The following is a 21,798-nucleotide window of genomic DNA, read 5'->3' on the forward strand; positions in this document are numbered from 1 at the left end:
ACCGTGAGATCTATGACTGATACTACAAGCCCCGAACTGACCGCGGCCGCCGATGGCCAGCACACGAAATCCGGTATCCCGCACGGCTTCACGAGCCTCACGCCGTTCCTTGCGATCACCTCTGCCAAGGAGGCGATCACCTTCTACCAGGACGTTTTCGGCGCGCGCACCGTAAATGTCACCGAGATCGGCGGGATCGTCGTCCACGCCGAACTTGACTTCGGTCAGGGGCGGCTCCAAATTGGTGAGCCCAACCCCGACTATCACCTCGTCCCGGCACCGAACGGCGACGAGGATTGCTACTCCGTTGGCTTCTACTGCGCCGATGCGGACGCTCTCGTTGCACGCGCCGAGCGGTCAGGGGCCACCGTTCGGGAGCCGCTGTCCACCTTTGTCTCAGTAGACCGGTACGCCAGCATCCGGGATCCCTACGGTGTGCGCTGGTCCATCATGACCCGCGTCGAGGACCTCTCCGAAGAGGAAAGCACACAGCGCGTCGCCGACTGGGCCTCCAAGCAAGGCTGAACCCATGCATCTCACGGACTAGGCATCCGAGACCCTCACGCCGCCGGCGTGCGGACGGTCAGCCGGCTGCGCCGGGTGACCGCGATTACCGCGAGCAGACCGGTCAGCAGCACGATGATGCCGCCGGCTGCCACCGACCAGCGCCCCGAGTTCCGTGGCGATCCACCCCATGAGCGGCGCCCCAACGGCAGTGCCGCCCTGGAGGACGGCCAGGTAGAGGGCCAGCACCCGCCCCCGAAACTGCGGCTCCACGGAGAGCTGAATGCTGGTGTTGCAACTGTTCAGGAACGTGATGGAGGCGAGGCCCACCGGGATCAGAACTACGGCGTAGAGCCAGAACGACGGCGACACGCTGCCTACCAGCGTGAAGAACCCGAGTGCGTGGGCCCCGCCGAGCAGGAGACGCAGCCGGTGGCCGGAACGACGGGGCCGCGAGTAGGGCGCCGGCCAAGGTCGCGACGGCCATGATGGAGCCCAGTAGCCCGAATTCACGCGGTCCCATTCCGAACTCCGCGGTGGACATCAGCGCGTTGGTGATGCGGAAATTCATGCCGAACGCGCCAAGGAATAGTGCCTAGTCAGTGAGAGCTCGCCACTTCAGCAGCCTGCACCCAGTGACTGCCGCGGCATACGCCGGGGTGACTGGGATAGGCTCGCTTCGGACCGGAACAAGCATTGATTCCAACTGTAAGGGGCGGGGAATTCCTTGGATCTACTGGGGGGCATGAGCCGCGACGAACTCCGCATCTTTTCTTGGGTTGCGGCCACCGTCTTCGCGCTTGTGGCGGGCGTCTGGCGTCCGCGCAGGCTTCATTGGACTGCGCTTGGTTCCGTCCTGCTCTTCGCGGCCCTCAACGCGGGTGCCGGGATCTACGTCCTGAACCATTTCGGTGATTCGCGCTGGTCTGCAGGGGGAGAGCCACCGCTGAGCGCTCCGTCGTTTTCCGGGACGCCTGTCGTGGGGCAGTTTCTGGGCCCCCTAGACTCCGCTCTGAACGGAGTGGTCGGCGGGGTGAACGAGTTCCTGGCATTCAAGCAGGCACTTCCCGTAGCGCTGGACTTCCTTGCCGCGTCCGGCTGGGCCTTGCTGGTGTCGTTCCCGCTTGCGATTCTCGCCGCCAGCGTCAGTTACGCCGTGGCTAGGCGCCGAACGGCGGACTTCGAAAAATACCGTGCCACCGTTGACCAGCTCAAAGATGAGCTTGAGCAGATCAAGCGGCAGATCTCATCAGGGAATTCCGTCGGCACGGCACTTCCTGCTGAAGATGAGGTCACTGATGTGCCGCCCGGACTGACGCACAGAGGATGATACAGGTGGGTGCTGGAGTTGGCGTTAGTCCAATCAGTCCCAGTTAGTTGGCAACCCCGATTACAGCATCAGCTGCTGGCCGCATGTTCGTCCTCGTGGCTTTCCTTGCCGGGGCAGGAGGACGGTGGGAAAATGGGCGGATGACAGGCGACCTCCAATGGAGGAAGAAATGCCAGCAGAACTTCCCGGGCTCAGAACCCAGAATGTTGGGGCGGTGACGGCATTATGACCGAGCAGCCGTTGAAGGCGCGTCGCCTGCGTGTGTCAGACATCAACGTCGTCGACCCTCGCACTCTGCGGAAGGCGCTCGGCGGAACCATCGTGGGCAACACCATGGAGTGGTACGACGTCGGCGTCTTCGGATATCTGATCACCACCATGGGTCCGGTGTTCCTGCCCGAGGCGGACAGGGCCGTGCAGAACCTGTTTCTGCTGGGAACCTTCGGCGCCACGTTCATCGCCCGCCCTGTGGGAGGCGTCTTCTTCGGCTGGCTCGGCGACAAGATCGGCCGCCAGAAGGTCTTGGCCATGACCCTGATGCTGATGGCCGGGGCGACGTTCGTCGTCGGCCTGCTTCCCGGGTACGCGGTGGTGGGCATCTGGGCCGCGGTACTGCTGGTGGTCACCAAGCTGATCCAGGGCTTTTCCACCGGCGGCGAGTACTCCGGCGCCACCACGTTCGTGTGCGAGCACGCGCCGGACCACCGCCGCGGCTTCTTCGTCAGTTTCCTGGACATGGGCAGCTACCTCGGCTTCGCGCTGGGGGCCGGGATGGTGTCCGCCCTCCAGCTGGTCCTGGGCCAGGAACAGATGGAGACATGGGGCTGGCGCATTCCGTTCCTCGCCGCTGGTCCGCTGGGCATCGTCGCCATCTACTTCCGCCTGAAGATCGAAGAGTCGCCCGCCTTCAAGGCCACCCAGGAGGCGGAAGCCGTGGCCGCCGCCCACCACGAGACCGGAGACGAGCTCCGCCCGGTGGGACCGGTGGGGATCTTCAAGGACCACTGGCGCAGCATCGTGCTGGCCATGATCCTCGTGGCCGCCGGCAACACCGTGGGCTATGCACTCACGTCCTACATGCCCACGTACCTCACGACCAACAAGGGCTACGACGAGATCCACGGGACGCTGCTGACCGTTCCGGTGTTGGTGGTCATGTCCCTGTGCATCCCCCTGACGGGACGTCTCTCGGACAGGATCGGCCGCCGCCCCGTGCTCTGGATCGGGGCCGTCAGCACGGTGGTCCTGGCGCTTCCTGCGTTCCTTCTGATCTCGATTGGAACCGTTCCGGCCACGCTCGCCGGCTTGGCCATGGTCGCGTTTCCGGTGGCGTTCTTCGTTGCCATTCTCGCATCGGCGCTGCCGGCACTGTTTCCCACGGCGCACCGCTACTCTGCCATGGGCATCGCCTACAACTTCGCCGTGGCGATCTTCGGCGGCACCGCCCCGTTCATCATCGCCGCGCTCATCCAGGCGACGGGCAACGACCTGATGCCGGCGTTCTACCTTATGGCGACGTCGGCCATCGCGGCTGTCGCCATCTACTTCCTGCCGGAATCCGCCCATCGGCACCTGCCGGGTTCCATGCCCAGCGTGGACTCGGAAGCAGCCGCCCGCGAGCTGGTGGCGACGCAGGACCACAACCCCCTGCTGGAGATGGATACGCTCCCGTTCGACAGCAGCTACGAGGCCGCGGGGGCGTCTCACGCGGGGCAACAGGGGAGGCCGACGGCGGGCTGACGCCGTCATGGACGTCCGCCGCCCCTTTAGTTCTGGGGGATTAAGTTCTGGGGCAATTAGTGCCTGGGCAGTGCGTCCTGGGCTGCCGGTTCCGTGCTTTGGTGCCCTGCCCGGCCGGCCTCTCGGCTGCCTGGCGGATAGGCGTGCCTGCGGCCCGCCAGAATCATCACCAGGGCAGCAGCCACCGGAACGGCGGCCGCTACCGGCACCAGGAGCGGCCCGGCCGTGGTGAGGGCTGCCGCGCCGTAGACCGCCCCGATGGTGATGCCCACCTGGATGGTCAGCACGGTGAGGCCGTTCGCGGCGTCCTTGTAGTCGCGGCCGGCCCGGAGGATGGCGGACTGGTTGTAGATGCCGATCGCGCCGAGGCCGGCACCCCAGACGGCCATGAGCACGATGGCGCCGGGAAGGGTGACCCCGAGCACGGGGAGCAGGAGCATCGAAACGGCGACGGCCGCCGTCGTGATCAGCAGCGAACGGCGCGGCCGTGAATCCACGGTGAGGCCTGCAATCCAGATGCCGACCAGGCCGGAGGCGCCGAGCACCGTGAGGGAGAGGGTGATGGCGTAGTCCGGCAGGCCTGCTTCGCGGATGAACGGGGCGATGTAGGTGAAGAGGGCGAAGTGCGCCATGAGCAGCAGCGGCCAGGCGACGGCCACGATCTTGACGCCGGGCTGGCCGATCGCCTTGCGAAGGGAGGGGCGCGGGGCGTCGGGGATGCGGCGGACTGTGGGGAGAAGCCAGAGCGCCAGGGCGGCCAGGAGGATGCCGGTCCCGGCGAGGATCAGGAAGGATGCACGCCAGCCGAGGAGTCCGCCGAGGGCGGTGCCCACCGGGGCTCCGATGGCCAGGCCCAGGCTGTTGCCGGTGAACACGACGGCGATCGCCTTGCCCACCTTGTGGGCCGGCACGATCCGGGCGACGAACGGCGCCATGGTGGACCAGAGCACGCCGTGGGCCAGGCCGCCCACCAGCCGGGCGGCCAGGGCCGCGCCGAAGTCGGACACCAGGCCGACGAGGACGTTGCTGATGGCGAAGGTCAAAACCAGCACCACGAGCAGCACATTCCGGGGAACCCGCGCGAGCAGCATGGTGGCCGGAATGACGGCGACCACGATGATGGCTGCGTAGCCGGCGGTCAGATAGCCGGCCACAGGTTCGGAGACGTTCAGGCCGGCGCTGATCTGGGGCAGCAGGCCGGAGGGCAGGAGTTCGGTGGTGATGGCGGTGAAGCCGATGGCGGCCAGGACCAGCAGGGCGCCGAAGGGCAATCGGTCACGTGCGGTAGCGGAGGTCGGGGAAGACACGGGTGGTTCCATTCAAGGAGAGGGGAGGAGGGCGGCGCCGGTTGCCGGAGTCCTTCATCAAAGTTACCCGATTTATTCAGCGGGAGGCAGGGTCTGTCAGTCCCTGTCTCGGCGGGAATACCACTCTTGGGCAGGCGCTGTTTATGCTCCGCCGTCCATCAGGCGCATGAACATGGTCCGGTGCAGGATGTTCGGTCAGCACGCTCCGCGGCGGTCGTCCGCCGCAAGGGTTCCGCCGCGCGGCCCCGTCGGCGGACCCCGCACCGGAAGCGATTATACTTTTTCGATAGATAATCGATTCTAAGTACGATAGTATTTTGTAATGCAGGTCCGTTGATGACGCGATCTGAAAGTGCCGCGTAACGAGTAGGAGACAAGGATGTCTTGGGGATTGATCAGCGCCATGGGCCACGTAAGTATTCAGACGACCGAACTCAGTAAATCCGTCTTTGATGCAACTCAGATCCTCGGACTCCGCGAAACGGAGCGGACGTCCGATGCCGTGTATCTCGCTGCCGCTAATGTCCACCACGAACTCGTCTACGTCGAGTCGGATGTCGATGGCGTTGATGGTTTAGGCCTTGTAGCAGCGAATGGCGACGCACTGCGTGAGATCCGCCGGCGCGTGGAGGATGAGAACTTCACTATCGTCAGCAATAATCCCCGCGGTGTTGGTATCGAGGATGGCTTCTCCTTTATTGGGCCCGAAGGCTTCGTGTTCGAAATCTACGTGGGCATGCAGGAGAACGTTTCCCTCCAGCAGTCCTTCGGCCCAGACCGCTACGGGCATGTCAACTTTCACCCCAGGGACGTTGGCGGCATGATGCGGTTCCTGCATCGGGTCCTGGACTTCCGGCTCTCGGACGTCATCGGCGACGACTTTGCCTACTTCATGCGTTGCAACCCTGATCACCACGGCATCGCCCTGGTCCGCGGCGAAGGAACGCTGCACCACCATGCGTGGCAGACGCAAAGCATTGCTGACCTCGGCAAACTCGGTGACAGGCTGAACAAACTCGGCCGGGAGCTGATCTGGGGCCCGGTCCGTCACGGGGCCGGCCACAATATCGCCGCCTACTTCGTGGAAACCTCGGGCGCCGTCGTCGAGCTTTACACGGATCTGGAGCAGATCTACGACGACTCCCGTCCTCCGGTGGTGTGGGGCGAGGACGAGAACTGGTACAACATGTGGGGCGAATACCGCCCCTTGGAGTTCCGCAAGTTCGGGCTTGCTCCGGTGGACCGCCGGTCCCTCAGCAGCCTGCACCACTGACGGATTCCGCGTTCCCATGTCCCAGACCCTTTCCCGGCGCAGATTAAACACTTTCGCCAAAGTTATGTTTAATCGATTGGCCTTCTTCTGTGATCTGCGTCATGCTTGGAAGTGCGAATGAAGGGGTTGCCTCGGGACGTGACCAACAACGCCGTCGGTCACCAAACTCTCACAGCTTTCGAAAAGAGATCACGTTGAACCCGAAAACAGCCCAGAGAAATAAGGGGCCGGTGAATCTGCCCTCGAGCAGGAAGCCAGCAGCGGCCGACTCGCTGAACACCAAGGACATGCGCCGCATCCTCGGCTCCAGTCTCATCGGCAGCATCATCGAGTACTACGACTTCATTCTTTACGCCACCGCTGCATCCCTGGTTTTTGATCGAGTTTTCTTTGCCAACCTCGGTCCGGGTCTTTCCCTGTTTGCCTCCTTTGCGACCCTTGCGGCAGGATACGTTGCCCGGCCCGTAGGCGGCATCATCTTCGGCCACTTCGGCGACCGCCTCGGCCGGAAGCAAATGCTGGTGCTGTCGATGCTCATGATGGGCGGCGCCACCGTCGTTATAGGTTTCCTGCCCACGACGGCACAAATAGGGGTTGCGGCGCCAATTATGCTGGTGCTCCTGCGGATCATCCAGGGCATTGCTGTCGGCGGGGAATGGGGCGGCGCCACTTTGATGGCCTTGGAGCACGCCCCTGCGAACAAGCGCGGCCTCGCGGCAGCGTTCGCCAATGCCGGCGGACCGGCCGGTGGGCTGCTGGCCACCCTGGTCGTGTCCGCTGTATCCGCCCTGACCGGCGACCAGTTCCTGGTCTGGGGCTGGCGGATACCCTTCCTGCTCAGCGCCCTGCTGATCCTGGTTGGCATGATCATCCGCCTCAGGGTGGCAGAGACGCCCGTCTTCCAGAAGCTCGACGCCGAGGCCGCCAAGATAAAGCACCCGCCTCTGTTCGAGGTGCTCCGCCACCATCCGCGCGTCGTTCTGGTCACCCTCGTGGCGACCCTGGGGTTCTACGCCTGCCAGGGACTGCTGACTGTCTGGGGTGTCTCCATGGCGGTGGCAAGCGGCGTTGACCGCTCCGGCGTCCTGAACTGGAAGGGAGTCGCCGCCGTGGTGACGGTGGCCGTTTGCTTCTATTCAGCACGGCTCAGTGACCGGATCGGCCGGCGCGCTGTCCTCACCGGCGCGGGCGTGGCAGCCGTCCTTCTGGCATTTCCGCTGATCATGTTGCTGACGAATGGGACCCTCTGGGGCTTTGCGGTGGCAGTGGTTGTCGGCAACGGATTGGTTCAGGGGGCACTCGCTGGACCCATCGGCGCTTTCATCTCCGAACAGTTCCCCACCGGCGTCCGTTATACGGGAGCGTCCCTGTCTTACCAGGGAGCCTCGATGATTGGCGCGGGCTTTACCCCGATGATCGCCACGGGCCTGGTTCTCGCAGCCGGCGGCGGCGTATGGATGGTGGCCGCGTTCTGGATCGTCATCCTGGCGGCGGGCCTCGTGGCAGTGCGCCTGACGCGTGAGGGCTCGCGCCTCAAACTCGACACAGTCTAGGCATACCCGCACGCGGCACCCTCGGCTGATGCGCCCTGGCGGGCGGTGTCAGTTCGACGGCGGGTTGTCCGCGGGTAGCATTGTCAATTTTATTGAACTCATAGCGCTGAAACTTCTCATTTACGCGACAACTCATGACTGCCATGCTGGAGGCAGCGAGGCGCTCGGATAGGCGCACATCACGAAAGGAACCAGGCAATGAAGCCTAAGAATCACATGGTGCTCACCACCTTCATGCTGCCCGCGGGCTACCACAAGGACAGCTGGCGGATGGAAGGAAGCCGGGCCGAAGAACTGGGCAACCTTGATTTCGTGGCAGACCTGACCGCCATGGCCGAGGCCGCAAAACTTGACGCCGTATTCTTCGGCGACATCGTCCATGCCAACACGGTGATGCGGGGCGACATCAAGATGAACGGGTTCTATGAACCTATGACCGTGCTCGCGGCTCTGGCCGCCAGGACGAAGAACATCGGCCTGATCGGGACCATGTCCACGTCATTCTCCGAGCCTTACAATCTTGCCCGGCAGCTGTGCGGACTGGACCACATGTCCAACGGCAGGGCCGGCTGGAACATCGTCACGTCGTCGGACGGTTTCAGCAACTACGGTGTGGAGGACGTTCCCGACCCCGCCGTGCGTTACCGGCGGGCCACCGAGTTCGTTGACGTTGTGCAGCGCCTCTGGGACAGCTGGTCCGATGATGCCATCATCGTGGACAGGGCCTCCGGCGAGTACGTGGACCGGAGCAAGCTCAAGGCCATCCGGCACAAGGGTGAGTTCTTTGAAGTCGAGGGCCCTATCAACATGCCACGGTCACCGCAGGGACGTCCCGTGCTGGTCCAGGCGGGATCCTCGGGACCAGGAATGGACCTGGGTTCCTCCGTGGCTGACGGCATCTACACCGCCCAGCCGTTCAAGGAACCGTCCATCGAGTTCTATACCAAGTTCAAGAACATGGTGGCCGAGAAGGGAAGGAACCCCGACGACGTCAAAATCATCCCGGGCATCCTGCCGATTCTGGGCGACACCGAGAAGGAAGCACACGACCTCGCGAACGAGCTGGCCGGCTACGTGCACCTGGGCAACGGCCGCAAGCAGGTGGGCGCCGACCTCAAGATGGACCTTTCCGAGCTGGAGTTCGATGAATCGATCCCGGTCGAGTGGTTCTCCGACGACCCCCGGATGGGTAGCCGCTACCAGATCTACCGCAAGAAGAGTGTTGACATGGGCATGACCTTGCGCGAGCTGATCGTGGATCTGGCCCGCTCCACCGGACACCAGTGGATGGCCGGCACTCCCTCCCAGGTGGCTGACCGCATGGTGGACTGGTTCGAGTCCAAGGCCTGCGACGGGTTCAACCTCAATGCTCCCTTCAACCCGGGCGGATTCAAGCTCATCTGCGACAAGCTGGTGCCGGAACTCCAGGACCGGGGCTACTTCCGGTCCGAGTATGAGGGCACCACGCTCCGTGACAACCTTGGACTCTCACACCCGTCTGCGTAGGGCCACTCGGCTTAGGCCTGCTCAGCAGCGGAGCCGGCGGAACCAAACCGTTCGACGGCGACATCCACCCACGCCTGGGCGCGGGCATTCAGCCGCATGCTCCGCGTCCAGGCCAGCGAAACGGTGGCCGGGGTGCGGGTGTTGACACGGGGCTCCGCAACCCTTTTGAGGACAACCTTCAGCTCCTCGTACGGCGCGTCCAGCATGGGCTGCTGGAAGAGCACAGCAACGCCGCGGCCGCTCGCCACCAGGGACCGGACCGTGGCGTAGCTGCGCGAGCGGTGCCGGATGTCCGGAGTGAGCCCGGCATCCCGGTACATGTCCAGGATGCGCGTGGAAATGGGCGGGGCGTCGAAGAAAATGAGCGGAATGGCTGCCACGTCCCTGAGCGAGACCACCTCTGCCTCACGCAGCGGATGGTCAGCCGGAAGCAGGATGTAGGGCTCCACGGACAGCAGCGGGGCCGTCTTAAGAGCAGGGGAAATGTCCATGTCGTAGACGAAGGCGGCGTCGATGGAACCGTTGAGCAGGCGCTCCTGAAGATCCTCGTGGTAGCCCTCGATGAAATCCACCTCCACGTGTGGGCATTGGCCTGCAAAGTCGGCCAGCATCGGGGGGATGATGGTGGGCCCCAGTGGCATGAAGCACCCGACGGTCAGCGGGCCGCGGATGTCCGTCCTGTCCCTCTTGGAGAGCGACGCGATCTCGTCCGCGAGATCAAGAAGCTGGCGTGCCTGACGGAACACGACGATGCCTGTCGACGTCAGCGTGAGTCCCTTTGACTTGCGCTTGATGCACAGCTGCGCTCCGACGATCCGCTCGAGTTCCGCGATGGACATGGAGATGGCCGACGGCGCCATGTGCAGCCGCCGTGCCGCCTCGCTCATGGTTCCGGTTTCGGCCGCCACCACGAAGTGAAGGACCTGGCGGAGGGTGATCGAGGGGTTGAGGCTGATATTCACATTGTCAATTCTACTGACAACGTTGAGCAGAAAGAGACGATTTACTTGAGAAGCTCTGCTTGTCATCATGAAAGAAATGGCTCCGACCGCCGGCGCCACAGTTATCGCCGCAGCAGCGGCACCCCCTCCCGAAAGTGACGTGAACGTAGATGGACGCCCAAGCCAGATTCCTCGACCAGGCAGAAGCCATTGTCGGCGCCGACAATGTTGTCCGTGCCACGCCCAAAGAGGGCTACATCGATCCGTACCCCCTGAACACCGGCCGGGCGAAGTGGCCGGGCGTGCGTCCCGGGAGCGTGGAGGAGGTCCAGGCGACCGTCCGGCTCGCCAACGACACCGGCGTTCCGCTGTGGTCCTTCTCCAAGGGCAAGAACCTGGGCTACGGGGGACCGGAACCGCGCACACGGGGAATGGTGGCGCTCGATCTGAGCCGCCTCGACAAGATCATCGAGGTGAACGACCAGCTTAACTACGCCGTCATCGAGCCCGGAGTCAGCTTCTTCGACCTTTTCGAACACATCCAGGAGAAGGACCTGAAGCTGTGGATGTCAGTTCCCGCCCTCGGGTGGGGGTCGGTCCTGGGCAACGCGCTGGACCGCGGCTACGGCATGACGCCCATGGGGGACCATGTGCAGTCCATTTGCGGCATGGAGGTGGTTTTGCCGGACGGCGAACTGGTGCGGACCGGAATGTGGGCCATGGAGGGAACGGAACTCGGGCCCATCTTCAAAGGCGGCTTCGGCCCGACCCTGGACAGCATCTTCACCCAGTCCAATCTCGGCATTGTCACCAAGATCGGACTCTGGCTGATGCCCTGGCCGGATGTTTACATCAACGGCGACGTTGTGGTGGAGCGCGAGGAGGACATGCCCAGGTTGGTGGACATCCTGACCCAGCTCCGGCGCGAGGACGTCATCCAGAACAACGCCCTCTGCGGCAACGTGGTGCGGGCGGCCACCATGAACGGTCCGCGCTCGCGCTGGTATGAGGGCGAGGGGTCCATTCCGGACGACCGCCTGGAGGAAATGCGCCAGGAGATGGGCATTGGCCAGTGGAACGCCAAGTTCGCCATCTACGGCGACAAAGGGCTCGCCCAGCGAAGGCTTGAGATCATTCGGGAGCGCTTCGCCGGACTTGAAGGGTTCACCGTCAAAGCCCGTCTCTATGAAGGTGCGGAAGGCGTGCAGGTCGCTTATGACGACATTGCCGACATGGACCGCACGCAGATGGCCGGAGTGCCCACGCTCAAGCCGCTGTCCACGGTGGCATGGGCGGCGGAAAACGGCGGGCATATTGATGCGGCCCCCATCATTCCCGCCCGCGGGGAGGAAGTGTGGGCGTTCTACCGGGAAGCCAAAGAACTGTACCGCCGGTTCGGCTTCGACCTGTACATCGGTTACCACCTGTACCCGCGCCACATGGTGCACGTGACCATGATTTTCTTCGAAAACGACAACCAGGAGCAGCTGGCGCGCGCACGGGCGCTCTACTCAGCCTTGCTGGCGGCTGCCCGCAGCCATGGTTACGCGCCCTACCGCAGCCATGTGGACTACATGGACGTCATCGCCGACGGTTTCGACTACAACAACAACGCCATCCGCCGGCTCCAGGAGACGCTGAAGGACGCGCTGGATCCCAACGGCATCCTGTCGCCCGGAAAACAGGGGGTCTGGCCGCGGCGTTACCGCGAGGTCGGAGCGGAGGCGCCCGACGGCGTCGCGGAGTCGGCTGTCCCGCTGTAGAGCGGCTGTCCCCGGCTTTCCCTTAACGGCGAAAGGGGCCGGACGCTGGTTGAACAAACCAGCGTCCGGCCCCTTCCGCCTGCCTCTTCCGCCTGTCCCTTTTCGCCTGCCCTTTTTCGCCTGCCGACTAGGCGCCGCTGATATTGATCGCGACGGACTTGACCTCGGTGTAGGCCTCCACGCCCTCGCGGCCGTTCTCCTTGCCCCAGCCGGACTGCTTGAACCCGCCGAACGGCATATTCGCATCCATGCCGCCCGCGGCGTTGACCCGCACGTTGCCCGCCTTGATCCTGCGTGCGAACTGGTGGGCCCTGGAAATGTCCTTCGTCCAGATGGTGGAGGAGAGTCCATAGACCGTGTCATTCGCGCGCGCCACTATGTCTGCAACACTGTCCGAATCGCGGAAGGTTGCCGCAGAGAGCACGGGCCCGAAGATCTCCTCCCGGACCACCCTCATGTCATGAGTGGTGTTGCGGAGGATGGTGGGCTGGATGAAGAAGCCATCCCCGGGAACTGCGGCGCCGCCCGTGACCAGCTCCGCGCCCTCCTCGCGGCCGCTCTGGATATAGCCGAGGATCCTTTCGCGCTGCTGGGCGGAAATCACCGGACCGATCTGGGTCTGCGGGTCGGTCCCGGCGCCGATCCGCAGCGCCGTTGCCCTTTGCGAGATTCCTGCGATCACCTCATCCGCCACCGCCTCGTGGACGTACAGGCGGGAGCCCGCAGCGCACACCTGGCCGGCGTTTCCGAAGATGCTCATCGCCGCCCCGTCGATCGCCCGCTCGAGGTCCGCGTCCGGGTAGATGACCACAGGGGATTTGCCGCCGAGCTCCAATGAGACGCGCTTCAGGTTCCCCGCGCAGGAGGCCAGCAGGTGCTTGCCCACGGCTGTCGATCCGGTGAAGGAGATCTTGTCCACGAGCGGGTGGTCCGCGATCCGCTGGCCGGCGACGGCGCCGAGGCCCTGGACAATGTTCAGCACGCCCGGCGGGAAGCCGACCTCCAGGGCCAGTTCACCCAACCGGACCGCTGTGAGGGGCGTGAGTTCCGCGGGCTTGAGCACCACGGTGCAGCCTGCTGCCAGAGCGGGCGCCAATTTGGCGGCGGTGATGGCCAACGGGCTGTTCCACGGAACGATCAAACCCACGACGCCGATGGCTTCCCTGAGCGTGTAGGCGTGCCATTCCCCGGGCAGGGAGACGTTGCGCGTCTCGCCATTGAGCTTTGTCGCCCAGCCGGCGTTGTAGCGGAACGACTCCGCGGCTCCGCCGATTTCGAATGCCCGGGCAATGCCAAGGGGCTTGCCCGTGTTCAGCGTTTCGAGCAGGGCCAGCTCGTCACCGGCGGCGTCGATGGCCTCTCCGAGCTTCCAGATCAGACGGCTCCGCTGCGCCGGCGACATTGCCGGCCACGGACCCGAGTCGAAGGCCCGGCGGGCAGCCTGGACTGCACGGTCCACGTCATCGGCGCTGGCGGAAGCGGAATCCACGAGGTGCTCTCCGCAGGAGGGATCGATGATGGACAGCGGCTCGGCTCCGCCTTCCACCCACTCTCCGTCGATCAGCAGGCGCAGCGGCCCGCCCAGCAGGTCCGGCCGGGCAGTGGTGGGGAGGGTCTGGGTAAGGGGCGTCATTGGCTTCCTTCCGGGAGGCTGCTTACTGCGGAATCGGGTTATGCAATCTGTGATGGTTGCCACATCACGTTGTCCAAGATACATTGTTATAGGAATTATGCATTTATTCGCGTCAGTACTCAATGAGGAGATTCTGGATGGAAAAGCACAAACGCCGCTCACTTTTGGCGAAAGTCCTGACACCGGCTGTTGCCGGTCTTACCCTGCTGTCCCTCGCCGCCTGTGGGGCCCCAAGCACTGCTAGCGGTGCCGCCGGCGCCTCGGAAGGCAAGACGTCCATCAAGGTGGTCGTGGCGCCCATCCAGTTCGAAACGGCGTACATCGCCAAGGAAAAGGGCTTCTTCGATGAAGCCGGCCTGAGCGTCGAAATCGTCCCCGGTGCCGATCCCTCGGCCAACCTGGCCCAGACCGTCAGCGGGCAGGCGGACATCACCACGGCATCCTGGGGCGTCATGACCACAGCCACGGCGAAGGGCATGCCGGTGAAGGTGATCTCCGGAAACGGCGTCGTTGATCCCAACGTCGACAATTCCGGAATACTGATCCCCAAGGACAGCGGCATCAAGACCGTCGCTGATCTGAAGGGCAAGAACGTGGCCGTCGTCGGCGTGAACACCGGTGGCGACATCCCGATGCTCCAGGCGGCAGCAGCGGCAGGAATCGACCCCAAGTCGATTACGGAAATCGCCGTTCCCTACGCGGGCATGCAGGCAGCTCTGGAGCAGGGAACGGTTGATGCAGCGTTCGCGGCGGATACCTTCTACCACCAACTCGTCGACGCGGGCTTCAAGAGCATCGCCAGCCCGGTGCGCGAATTCCAGGGCAACATGCCCGTCACCGTCTGGGCTGCCACCGACGCGTGGCTCAAAAGCAACCCCGGTACGGCCAAGAAGTTCAATGACGCAATGGCCAAGGCAGCTAAGTTCTACGCGGACCCGGCAAACGTCAAGGCGATCGTGGACATCACCGCACGGATCAAGCAGGTGGACGCCGCGAAGGTCAATCCCAAGTCCTACGTGCCGGTTAATACTTCCATCAACCTGGTGACCGGACAGGCCGGCATCGACGCCATGAAAGAGCTCGGGTTCGTCAGTAAGCCGTTGACCGCCGAGGCCATGCTCTGGGCCGACGCGCCGCGCTTCACCAAGTAACGCTGCACGGGCTCAGGAACATGACGGAGAGATCGATATGAAGACAAGCACAAAGTCGCTGGACTGGGGTTTGACCACCCAGCGGCTGTTGGCAGTGGCTGCACTCCTGGCCATCTGGCAGGTGATCATCTGGAGCGGCACGCTTCCTTCGATGACGCCAGGAGTCGCCGCCCTTGCGGCCTCCATCGGCGCGTCGCTGGCCTCGGCAACGTTCTGGTCAGCGTTGGCGCAGACCATGACCGCAGCCGTCAGCGGTTGGCTAATCGCAGTGGCAGTTGGAACGGTACTCGGCCTGCTGATCGGCTCCGTCCGCGCGCTGGACCGCTCGACGTCGATCCTGATCGACTTCGGGCGTTCCTTCCCGGTGCTGGCGCTGATGCCGGTGGTCATCATGCTCCTGGGTGCCACAGCCCAGATGGAGACCGTCGTCGTCGCCCTGTCCTGCCTCTGGCCCGTGCTGGTGCAGACAATCTATGGCGCCCGGCGCATGGAATCTGCGGTGGTGGATACAGTGCGGATCTTCCAGATTCCCGCGTTGCTCCGGTTCCGCCGGGTCCTGCTCCCGAGCGCCACCCCCTTCATTGCCACCGGAATCCGGATCTCGGCCTCGATCTCCATCCTCGTGGCCGTCGGCGTCGAGGTGCTCAGTCAGACGCCGGGAATCGGCCGGCAGATCACCCTGGCCCAGCAGGCACAGCGATGGGATTCGGCGTTCGCATACCTCTTCTTCGCCGGGTTGGTGGGTTGGAGTATCGCCAGCCTGCTCAACTTCGCCGAGGGCCGGATCCTCAAATGGAACAGGCAGAACAATGACTGATACAGCCCTTCGTTCGGCACCAAAGCCGGGAACTGGGACCAGGGCAAGGAGACCGGAAGCGGAGCGCGTGCGCAGCCGTCCCGCCCAGATGGCCCTGAACGTACTGCAACGGGCGTGGCTGATCGTCGTCGTGTTCGCCATTTGGTGGATCGCGTCGGCGGACAGCACCAACGTTTTCATCCCTTCCCTCGAGTCGATCCTGACCAGCCTGGGCCGGGACCTCTTCAACGGCGTGATCGCCGAGGGAGCCGCCTACAGCCTGGGGAACCTTGCTGCCGGCCTCCTGATCGCGGTGGCCGTCGGAATTATCGGGGGACTGATCCTCGGTGAGACGAAACGGCTGCGGGAAATTGTGGATCCGGTCATCCACTTCTTCCGGTCCGTTCCCCAGGCCGCGCTGGTTCCGCTGATCATCGGCGCGTTCGGAATCGGACAGGGGCCCAAGATCTACACGATCGCGTTTGCCTGCATGTGGCCGGTGCTGCTGAACACCATTGACGGTGTTCTGGGCGTCGAACCGACCATCCGGAAGTTCTCCAGGGTCTACCGGATCCCGCGCGGGCTGCATTTCCGCAAGGTGGTCCTCCCGGCCGCGCTGCCGCAGATCGTGGCCGGCGTCCGCGTGGCGCTTCCGATCGGAATCACGGTCATGGTGGTGAGCGAACTTTTCGCCGCCAACAAGGGCCTGGGTTTTTATATCCTCAATTCCTCCGCGACCTTCATGGTGCCCGAGACGTGGGCGGGCGCGCTGCTCGTTGGCGTCATCGGATACAGCCTCTCCCTCCTGTTCGTCGTCCTTGAACGCAGGATCCTGAGCTGGTACTTCAAGTCAGGCGCAAAATGACACCCCCGATCCAACAGAAAATTGAAGGAGCTTCCATGGCCATTCAGGCAGCGCCCGAAGAGGTGCAGGTGGCGACGAAGCCGCTGCTCCAGGTCCAAGGGCTGACGATGAGTTACGGCTTCGGTGACTCCGAGAACAAGATCCTGAACGATCTGAACCTCGATGTAAACGACGGGGAATTCGTCTCCATCGTCGGTCCGTCCGGCGTCGGCAAGACCACCCTGCTGCGGTGCCTCTCGGGCCTGATCCAACCCCGGAGCGGCACCGTGAGCGTCGGCGGGGAAGTCATCAACGGCCCCCACCGGGACCTTGCCGTGGTCTTCCAGGACTACAGCCGCTCGCTCATGCCCTGGATGACCACACTGGAGAATGTTGCCTTTCCATTGCAAGGCCGCGGCGTGGGCAAAAAAGAACGGAATGAAACCGCGGAGAAGAACCTTGCGGCCGTGGGCCTGGCGGGCCAGGGCCACAAGTATCCGTGGGAAATGTCGGGGGGCATGCAGCAGCGCGTGGCCATCGCCCGGGCCCTGGCCTATAACGCCAAGGTCCTGCTGATGGACGAACCGTTCGCCTCAGTGGACGCCCAGACCAGGTTCGACCTCGAGGACCTCGTGATCGACCTCCAGGCGACCCTGGGCGTAACCATCATCCTGGTCACGCACGACATCGATGAAGCGCTGTACCTGGCGGACAAGGTGATCGTCTTGGCGGAGAAGCCCGCCACCGTGGTGGACGTGATCGAGACCGGCTTCGGTGACCACCGCGACCAGGTCGAGACCAAGGCGGACCCCCGCTTTGCGGATGCACGGGCACGCATCCTGCACCGCCTGCGGGACCACTAGGCCCGACGCGGCCCAACTGACAAAGCCCTCCGGGTTCCCTTACTGGGATCCCGGAGGGCTTTCTGCGCCTGCGCCTGGGGCTGGGCTCCCGGGCTAGTACAGCTAGGCGGCTAGGCTTTGGCCTTCTCGCGGACGCTCTCGGCGGTGCCCTCCTCGATCGCGGACTTCAGGATGGCGTGCAGCGTCGTCTCGTAGTGGTTCCGGATGAGCCGGGAGGCAAGCTCGGCATTCCTGTCCAAAGCCGCGGCGAGGATTTCCCGGTGCTCCTGGGCGATGTCGCGGCCCGTGGCGCGGGTGGCGTGGCCCGCCCAGCGGCCGTACAGCTGGGACAGGTCGGACAGTGTCGAAGCGAGGTCGATCAGCACAGGGACACCGCAGGCCTCGAGTAGCTTGGCATGGAAGGCCTGGTGGGCGTGGTTCCAGGCATCCGTCAGCTCGCCGCTCTCGTCGCGGTAAAGGGTCCGCTCCAGCGTGTGGTGGGCTGCGATCAGCTCGGATTCCCACGCCAGATCTCCGCGCTGGACCGCCAGTCCGATCCCGAACTCCTCCGAGACACAGCGCAGTTCGTTGATGTCCTTGATCTCGGCCAGCGAGAGCGTCGGCACGAAGAAGCCACGGTTCGGCTTGAGGGTCACCAGACGGTCCCCCACGAGACGCGTCAGCGCCTCACGGATGACCGTACTGCTGGTCTTGTAATGCTTAGTGAGCGCAACCAGCTGGAGCTTGTCTCCTGCGGCCCAGCGGCCGGCCAGAATGTCATCCCGGAGCGAGTCCCGGATCTGGGTGCTGAGGGTCTCAGATTCGATACTTTTCGACATGTGCATTATTCTACCCGCCGCAGGATAATGTTTTCTTTATTGACTTATGCAATATCGATACTAGACTTGAAGCAGCCCCACGGAGAGACCTCAAGCACAGCAGGTGTCAGGGCGCGGTGGCACGAGACTCCCGCAACGCCGTCGTTGGGGAAAGGCCTCCATGTGCAGGCCGTGCCATCGAAGCCCCCGTAAAGATTCCGTCACCACCAAGGAGAACCGCCGTGACCAACTCCACCACCGAAGCAGTCCAAGCCCGCGAGGAGTGCTCTGTCGACGACCTCTACTGGAGGGACCGGTACGAGCCCATCACGGAAGACGACCAGTTCCTGCGCCAGGTCGTCGACACCTCCGACCTTCCGGCGCTGATGGTGGCGCTTGCGGCAGTAACGGGAGACTTCTCCATCCTGCGCGAGGACCTGCGTCCCCCACAGCCGCCGGCGGAGATCGTCGGCAAGCCGCACGGCGGCATGAGCCCGGAACAGCAGGCACAGGCCCGCGGACTCGCATTCGAGGCGCTTAAGCGGGTGCGCGAGGAGCAGCTGACCAGCGTCGGGATGCTGACCGAGGCTCAGGCCGATGACATCGTGACCTGGATCACCAACGCGGCCAACCCCGAGTACCACCCCATGCTGATGCATGACATGGCCCTGGTGGAGGGCAAGAGCGGCAAGCCGACGTGGGACTTCGATGAGATCGCCGTGGGGCGGGACTTCAGCGTGGCCGTCATCGGTTCCGGGGTCTCCGGCATGGCGGCTGCCTACCGGCTGAAACAGGCCGGGATTCCCTACACCGTGTTCGAGAAGGGGCACACCGTCGGGGGCACCTGGTGGAAGAACACCTACCCGGGTGTGCGCCTCGATACACCGAACTACGCCTACAGTTTCTCCTTCGCCCAGCGTGACGACTGGCCCCAGCAGTTCTCGCAGGGATCGGAGATCTTCGAATACACCCGGCAGGTCGCCGAGCGTGGCGGCATCCTAGGTGAGATCGAGTTCAACACCGAGGTCACTTCCGCCAGCTACGACCAGGCCACAGGACTGTGGAACGTGGACATCATCGACGCCGCCGGCCAGCCGGTCAGCCGGCAGTTCAATGCCGTGCTCTCCGCCGTCGGTCAGCTGGACCGCCCCAAGTACCCGGACGTTCCGGGACGCGAGGACTTTGCCGGCATCCAGATGCACTCGGCCGAGTGGGACAACAGCGTCGACGTGACCGGCAAGCGCGTGGCCGTCATCGGCACCGGCGCCAGCGCCTACCAGATTGTCCCTGCGATCGTGGACCAGGTCTCATCGCTGACCGTCTTCCAGCGCAGCTCACCCTGGATGCTGCCCACCCAGGGCTACTACGCGGACATGCCTGACTCGGTCCAGTGGCTGGTCCGCAAGCTCCCGCACTACGGACAGTGGCTGCGGTTCTGGCAGCACTGGCTCGGCGTCGAAGGCCGGCAGCACACCACCGTGGCGGAACCGGGCTGGGACAAGCCTGGCAGTGTGTCCGCCGTCAACGCGAAGTGGCGCCAAGGGCTGACCGACATTCTGGCCAAGCAGTACCAGGACCGCCCGGACCTGCTCGCCAAGGTCACCCCGGACTACATCGTGGGCGGCAAGCGCATGCTCCGGGACAACGGCGTCTGGGCCGAGTCGCTGAAGAAGCCGCAGTCCGCGCTGGTCACCGAGGGCATCGAACGCATGACCCCGGCGGGCATCGTCACCAAGGACGGGGTGCTCCACGAGGTGGACATCATCGTCTACGCCACAGGCTTCCAGGCCTCGCAGTTCCTTGAGCCACTGAAGATCACCGGCCTCAACGGCACCGACCTGCATGACTACTGGGGCGGCGATGCCAAGGCCTTCGCGGGCCTCACAGTTCCGAACTTCCCGAACCTGTTCATCATCACCGGCCCCAACACCGGCCACGTGGTTAACGGCAGCCTGTACTCGATGATCGAATACGGCGTCGAATACATCCTCGAGTCGCTGCGTCTCATCATTGAAAACGACCTCAAGGCCCTGGATCTGAAGCAGGAAGTCCTTGACGCGTTCGTCGCGGGCCTCGATGCGGCCAACGCCACCAAGGCCTGGGGCCATCCCAGCGTGCACACCTGGTACAAGAACAAGTTCGGCCGTGTCTCCCAGATCTGGCCCCACCCGGTACTGGACTTCTGGAAGATCACCCGCACCGTGAACCTCGACGACTACAACCAGCTGGCATGAGCGCCGCTGCAACGGAACCGCTGGCGGGGCTCCGCGCCGGGGAGGCCTTGTACGTCGCGGAAACGGACGACGGCGTCGTCTGCGTCCGCGGCGTCCGGTACGGCGAGCGGCTGGATCCCTCAGACCGCTTCTCCGCGCTGGGTGATCCGTCACCCGAGCGGCCTCAGGCCCCTGCGACGGTGTTCCCGCAGGGTCCAGGATCCCTGGACTGGTTGCTCGGCCCCGCACTGTCCCGGATGCCGCAGAGCGAAGATTCCTTCCTGCTGGACATCTGGGCGCCTGAAGGTGCGAAGGACCTCCCGGTCCTGGTCTTCCTGCCCGGGGGAGCCTTCATCAGCGGCGCCGGGAATGTCCGCTGGTACGACGGCGCCCGGCTCGCCCAGGAGGGCGGCGCCGTGGTGGTCACCGTCAACTACCGGCTGGGTGCGCTCGGACTGCTCGACGGCGCCGGCGGCACTGCGGACCTTGGTCCGCGCAACCTTGCCGCCGGGGACATCCTGCAGGCGTTGACATGGATTCACCGGAACATCGCCGCGTTCGGCGGCAATCCCTCGGCCACCACCCTGGCGGGGCATTCGGCAGGGGCGTGGTACGCCTACGTGCTCAGTTTCGCCGAGCAGGCGCGCGGACTGTTCAACCGGACCGCCCTGTTCAGCCTGCCCTGGCAGCCTCCTTTGAATGCCGCGGAGTTCGACGAGCGGTCCAAGATTTTCGCCGCCGCCCTCGGCGCCGTGGACGGTGTGGGGGACGGTTCGCCGGAATCCGCGGCTACAGCCGGGGAGATCCTGGCCGCCCAGGCGGCGGTGTCCAAAGCCTATGCGGGCAGGGGACTGGGCCTGATGCCGGCCGCCGACGGGGAGCTGATTCCGTCATGGGCCATGGACTTCGAGGCCGCGGCGGCCGCAATGCATGTGGACGCGCTGCTGTTGAGCAGCACCGATGATGAAGCCGCCGCGTTCCTGTACGCCCTGCCCGTCCAGGCCGTCGGACCGGAACAGCTTGCCGGCTTCGTCGGTGCGCACTTCGAAGCCGCCGCCGAGGCACTGTCTTTCATTGAGGAACGGCATCCCGGGGCGACGAACCACGCGAAGCTGGTGGAGGCCATGAGCCTGCACCAGTTCCGGCTCGCCGCCACCGAGCTTGCAGGCCAGGCGGACCGGGCCGGAATCCCGGCCACGCTGCTGCGGTTCTCCGTGCGCAGCAGGCTCGACGGCGCCGGCGCCCCGCACTGCTTCGAACTTCCGTTCCTCTTCGGGAACCGCGCGGACTGGCAGGATGCGCCCATGCTCGAGGGGTTCCCCGGGGACGTCTTCGACTCGGTGTCGGACCGCGTGCGAGCGCTGCTGCTCGGCTTCGTCGCCGACGGCGTGGCGCGGACGCCCGAAGGCCACGCCGTGCCGTCTTTCGATCCGAGGAGCCCGGCACTGTATGCGGCGACCGAAACCGGCGGTGAGGCGGCCGGCGTCGAGCCTGAACTGCGGCCGCGGCGCTAAGTCCGCCGCACCTGCCGGAAACACCAATCGGCCGGAAACACCAGTGGAGCCGTCCGAAAGGGCGGCTCCA

The 21,798-nt window shown here is 64.5% G+C and carries 18 protein-coding genes; 13 read left to right on the plus strand and 5 right to left on the minus strand.

Annotation, left to right across the window (positions count from 1 at the left end):
• Positions 1 to 12 precede the first annotated feature (12 nt).
• On the plus strand, positions 13 to 525 hold the full coding sequence (locus AC1DDG_RS09460; RefSeq protein ID WP_476875877.1) for a VOC family protein: 513 nt from the start codon (positions 13 to 15) through the stop codon (positions 523 to 525).
• An 18-nt stretch (positions 526 to 543) separates the two neighbouring features.
• Here the strand turns inward: AC1DDG_RS09460 and AC1DDG_RS09465 are convergent, their stop codons facing one another.
• Entirely contained in the window at positions 544 to 1,017 is a 474-nt protein-coding gene (locus tag AC1DDG_RS09465; RefSeq protein ID WP_476875878.1) for an MFS transporter, read from the minus strand.
• A gap of 232 nt (positions 1,018 to 1,249) precedes the next feature.
• Here AC1DDG_RS09465 and AC1DDG_RS09470 point away from each other — a divergent pair, with 232 nt between their 5' ends.
• Together AC1DDG_RS09470 and AC1DDG_RS09475 are read left to right on the plus strand one after the other, a co-directional pair.
• Positions 1,250 to 1,834: a hypothetical protein gene (locus tag AC1DDG_RS09470; protein ID WP_230117413.1), complete on the plus strand. Its 585-nt coding sequence runs from the start codon at positions 1,250 to 1,252 to the stop codon at positions 1,832 to 1,834.
• A 225-nt stretch (positions 1,835 to 2,059) separates the two neighbouring features.
• Positions 2,060 to 3,574: an MFS transporter gene (locus AC1DDG_RS09475; protein ID WP_476875879.1), complete on the plus strand. Its 1,515-nt coding sequence runs from the start codon at positions 2,060 to 2,062 to the stop codon at positions 3,572 to 3,574.
• A 56-nt stretch (positions 3,575 to 3,630) separates the two neighbouring features.
• On the opposite strand, the gene AC1DDG_RS09480 is transcribed toward AC1DDG_RS09475, so the two are convergent.
• Positions 3,631 to 4,881, minus strand: coding sequence for an MFS transporter (locus tag AC1DDG_RS09480; protein WP_476875880.1), 1,251 nt, complete (start codon positions 4,879 to 4,881; stop codon positions 3,631 to 3,633).
• A gap of 379 nt (positions 4,882 to 5,260) precedes the next feature.
• On the opposite strand from AC1DDG_RS09480, the gene AC1DDG_RS09485 reads away from it, so the two are divergent.
• The 3 genes from AC1DDG_RS09485 (at position 5,261) to AC1DDG_RS09495 (ending at position 9,213) form a co-directional block, all read left to right on the plus strand.
• Entirely contained in the window at positions 5,261 to 6,154 is an 894-nt protein-coding gene (locus tag AC1DDG_RS09485; RefSeq protein ID WP_230117410.1) for a VOC family protein, read from the plus strand.
• Positions 6,155 to 6,384: 230 nt separating this feature from the next.
• Positions 6,385 to 7,707, plus strand: a complete 1,323-nt coding sequence (locus AC1DDG_RS09490) for an MFS transporter (RefSeq protein WP_230117409.1) — start codon at positions 6,385 to 6,387, stop codon at positions 7,705 to 7,707.
• A 198-nt stretch (positions 7,708 to 7,905) separates the two neighbouring features.
• The gene (locus AC1DDG_RS09495; protein ID WP_476875881.1) at positions 7,906 to 9,213 is read left to right on the plus strand and encodes an NtaA/DmoA family FMN-dependent monooxygenase; all 1,308 of its coding nucleotides are present in this window, start codon (positions 7,906 to 7,908) and stop codon (positions 9,211 to 9,213) included.
• An 11-nt stretch (positions 9,214 to 9,224) separates the two neighbouring features.
• Here the strand turns inward: AC1DDG_RS09495 and AC1DDG_RS09500 are convergent, their stop codons facing one another.
• Positions 9,225 to 10,175, minus strand: coding sequence for a LysR family transcriptional regulator (locus AC1DDG_RS09500; protein ID WP_230117407.1), 951 nt, complete (start codon positions 10,173 to 10,175; stop codon positions 9,225 to 9,227).
• A 149-nt stretch (positions 10,176 to 10,324) separates the two neighbouring features.
• On the opposite strand from AC1DDG_RS09500, the gene AC1DDG_RS09505 reads away from it, so the two are divergent.
• On the plus strand, positions 10,325 to 11,917 hold the full coding sequence (locus AC1DDG_RS09505; protein ID WP_476875882.1) for an FAD-binding oxidoreductase: 1,593 nt from the start codon (positions 10,325 to 10,327) through the stop codon (positions 11,915 to 11,917).
• Between the two features lie 127 nt (positions 11,918 to 12,044).
• On the opposite strand, the gene AC1DDG_RS09510 is transcribed toward AC1DDG_RS09505, so the two are convergent.
• On the minus strand, positions 12,045 to 13,550 hold the full coding sequence (locus tag AC1DDG_RS09510; protein WP_476875883.1) for an aldehyde dehydrogenase family protein: 1,506 nt from the start codon (positions 13,548 to 13,550) through the stop codon (positions 12,045 to 12,047).
• A gap of 137 nt (positions 13,551 to 13,687) precedes the next feature.
• On the opposite strand from AC1DDG_RS09510, the gene AC1DDG_RS09515 reads away from it, so the two are divergent.
• From AC1DDG_RS09515 to AC1DDG_RS09530, 4 genes are all read left to right on the plus strand, one after another.
• Complete coding sequence (locus AC1DDG_RS09515) at positions 13,688 to 14,701, plus strand: ABC transporter substrate-binding protein (RefSeq protein ID WP_476875884.1); 1,014 nt, start codon at positions 13,688 to 13,690, stop codon at positions 14,699 to 14,701.
• A gap of 37 nt (positions 14,702 to 14,738) precedes the next feature.
• Positions 14,739 to 15,518, plus strand: a complete 780-nt coding sequence (locus AC1DDG_RS09520) for an ABC transporter permease (RefSeq protein WP_476875885.1) — start codon at positions 14,739 to 14,741, stop codon at positions 15,516 to 15,518.
• 67 nt (positions 15,519 to 15,585) lie between these two features.
• Positions 15,586 to 16,362, plus strand: a complete 777-nt coding sequence (locus AC1DDG_RS09525; protein ID WP_476875886.1) for an ABC transporter permease — start codon at positions 15,586 to 15,588, stop codon at positions 16,360 to 16,362.
• 35 nt (positions 16,363 to 16,397) lie between these two features.
• Positions 16,398 to 17,204 (plus strand): ABC transporter ATP-binding protein, encoded by an 807-nt coding sequence (locus AC1DDG_RS09530; RefSeq protein WP_476875887.1) that lies wholly within the window; start codon positions 16,398 to 16,400, stop codon positions 17,202 to 17,204.
• A 110-nt stretch (positions 17,205 to 17,314) separates the two neighbouring features.
• On the opposite strand, the gene AC1DDG_RS09535 is transcribed toward AC1DDG_RS09530, so the two are convergent.
• Positions 17,315 to 18,022 carry a GntR family transcriptional regulator gene (locus AC1DDG_RS09535; protein WP_230117400.1) on the minus strand — a complete coding sequence of 236 codons (708 nt, stop codon included), beginning with the start codon at positions 18,020 to 18,022 and terminating at the stop codon, positions 17,315 to 17,317.
• Positions 18,023 to 18,243: 221 nt separating this feature from the next.
• Here AC1DDG_RS09535 and AC1DDG_RS09540 point away from each other — a divergent pair, with 221 nt between their 5' ends.
• Positions 18,244 to 20,235 (plus strand): flavin-containing monooxygenase, encoded by a 1,992-nt coding sequence (locus tag AC1DDG_RS09540; RefSeq protein ID WP_476875888.1) that lies wholly within the window; start codon positions 18,244 to 18,246, stop codon positions 20,233 to 20,235.
• A complete protein-coding gene (locus tag AC1DDG_RS09545) occupies positions 20,232 to 21,728 on the plus strand; it encodes a carboxylesterase family protein (protein ID WP_476875889.1) in 1,497 nt (498 codons plus the stop codon). The genes AC1DDG_RS09540 and AC1DDG_RS09545 overlap by 4 nt, the downstream gene beginning before the upstream one ends.
• Positions 21,729 to 21,798: the final 70 nt, after the last annotated feature.

Source organism: Arthrobacter sp. 10L430, assembly GCF_056395245.1.

Excerpts from the sequence above, each read along its gene's own strand:
- AC1DDG_RS09460 (WP_476875877.1), top strand. The coding sequence starts at position 13 with ATGACTGATACTACAAGCCCCGAACTGACCGCGGCCGCCGATGGCCAG.
- AC1DDG_RS09470 (WP_230117413.1), top strand. The coding sequence starts at position 1,250 with ATGAGCCGCGACGAACTCCGCATCTTTTCTTGGGTTGCGGCCACCGTC.
- AC1DDG_RS09475 (WP_476875879.1), top strand. The coding sequence starts at position 2,060 with ATGACCGAGCAGCCGTTGAAGGCGCGTCGCCTGCGTGTGTCAGACATC.
- AC1DDG_RS09485 (WP_230117410.1), top strand. The coding sequence starts at position 5,261 with ATGTCTTGGGGATTGATCAGCGCCATGGGCCACGTAAGTATTCAGACG.
- AC1DDG_RS09495 (WP_476875881.1), top strand. The coding sequence starts at position 7,906 with ATGAAGCCTAAGAATCACATGGTGCTCACCACCTTCATGCTGCCCGCG.
- AC1DDG_RS09505 (WP_476875882.1), top strand. The coding sequence starts at position 10,325 with ATGGACGCCCAAGCCAGATTCCTCGACCAGGCAGAAGCCATTGTCGGC.
- AC1DDG_RS09510 (WP_476875883.1), bottom strand. The coding sequence starts at position 13,550 with ATGACGCCCCTTACCCAGACCCTCCCCACCACTGCCCGGCCGGACCTG.
- AC1DDG_RS09515 (WP_476875884.1), top strand. The coding sequence starts at position 13,688 with ATGGAAAAGCACAAACGCCGCTCACTTTTGGCGAAAGTCCTGACACCG.
- AC1DDG_RS09520 (WP_476875885.1), top strand. The coding sequence starts at position 14,739 with ATGAAGACAAGCACAAAGTCGCTGGACTGGGGTTTGACCACCCAGCGG.
- AC1DDG_RS09530 (WP_476875887.1), top strand. The coding sequence starts at position 16,398 with ATGGCCATTCAGGCAGCGCCCGAAGAGGTGCAGGTGGCGACGAAGCCG.
- AC1DDG_RS09535 (WP_230117400.1), bottom strand. The coding sequence starts at position 18,022 with ATGTCGAAAAGTATCGAATCTGAGACCCTCAGCACCCAGATCCGGGAC.
- AC1DDG_RS09545 (WP_476875889.1), top strand. The coding sequence starts at position 20,232 with ATGAGCGCCGCTGCAACGGAACCGCTGGCGGGGCTCCGCGCCGGGGAG.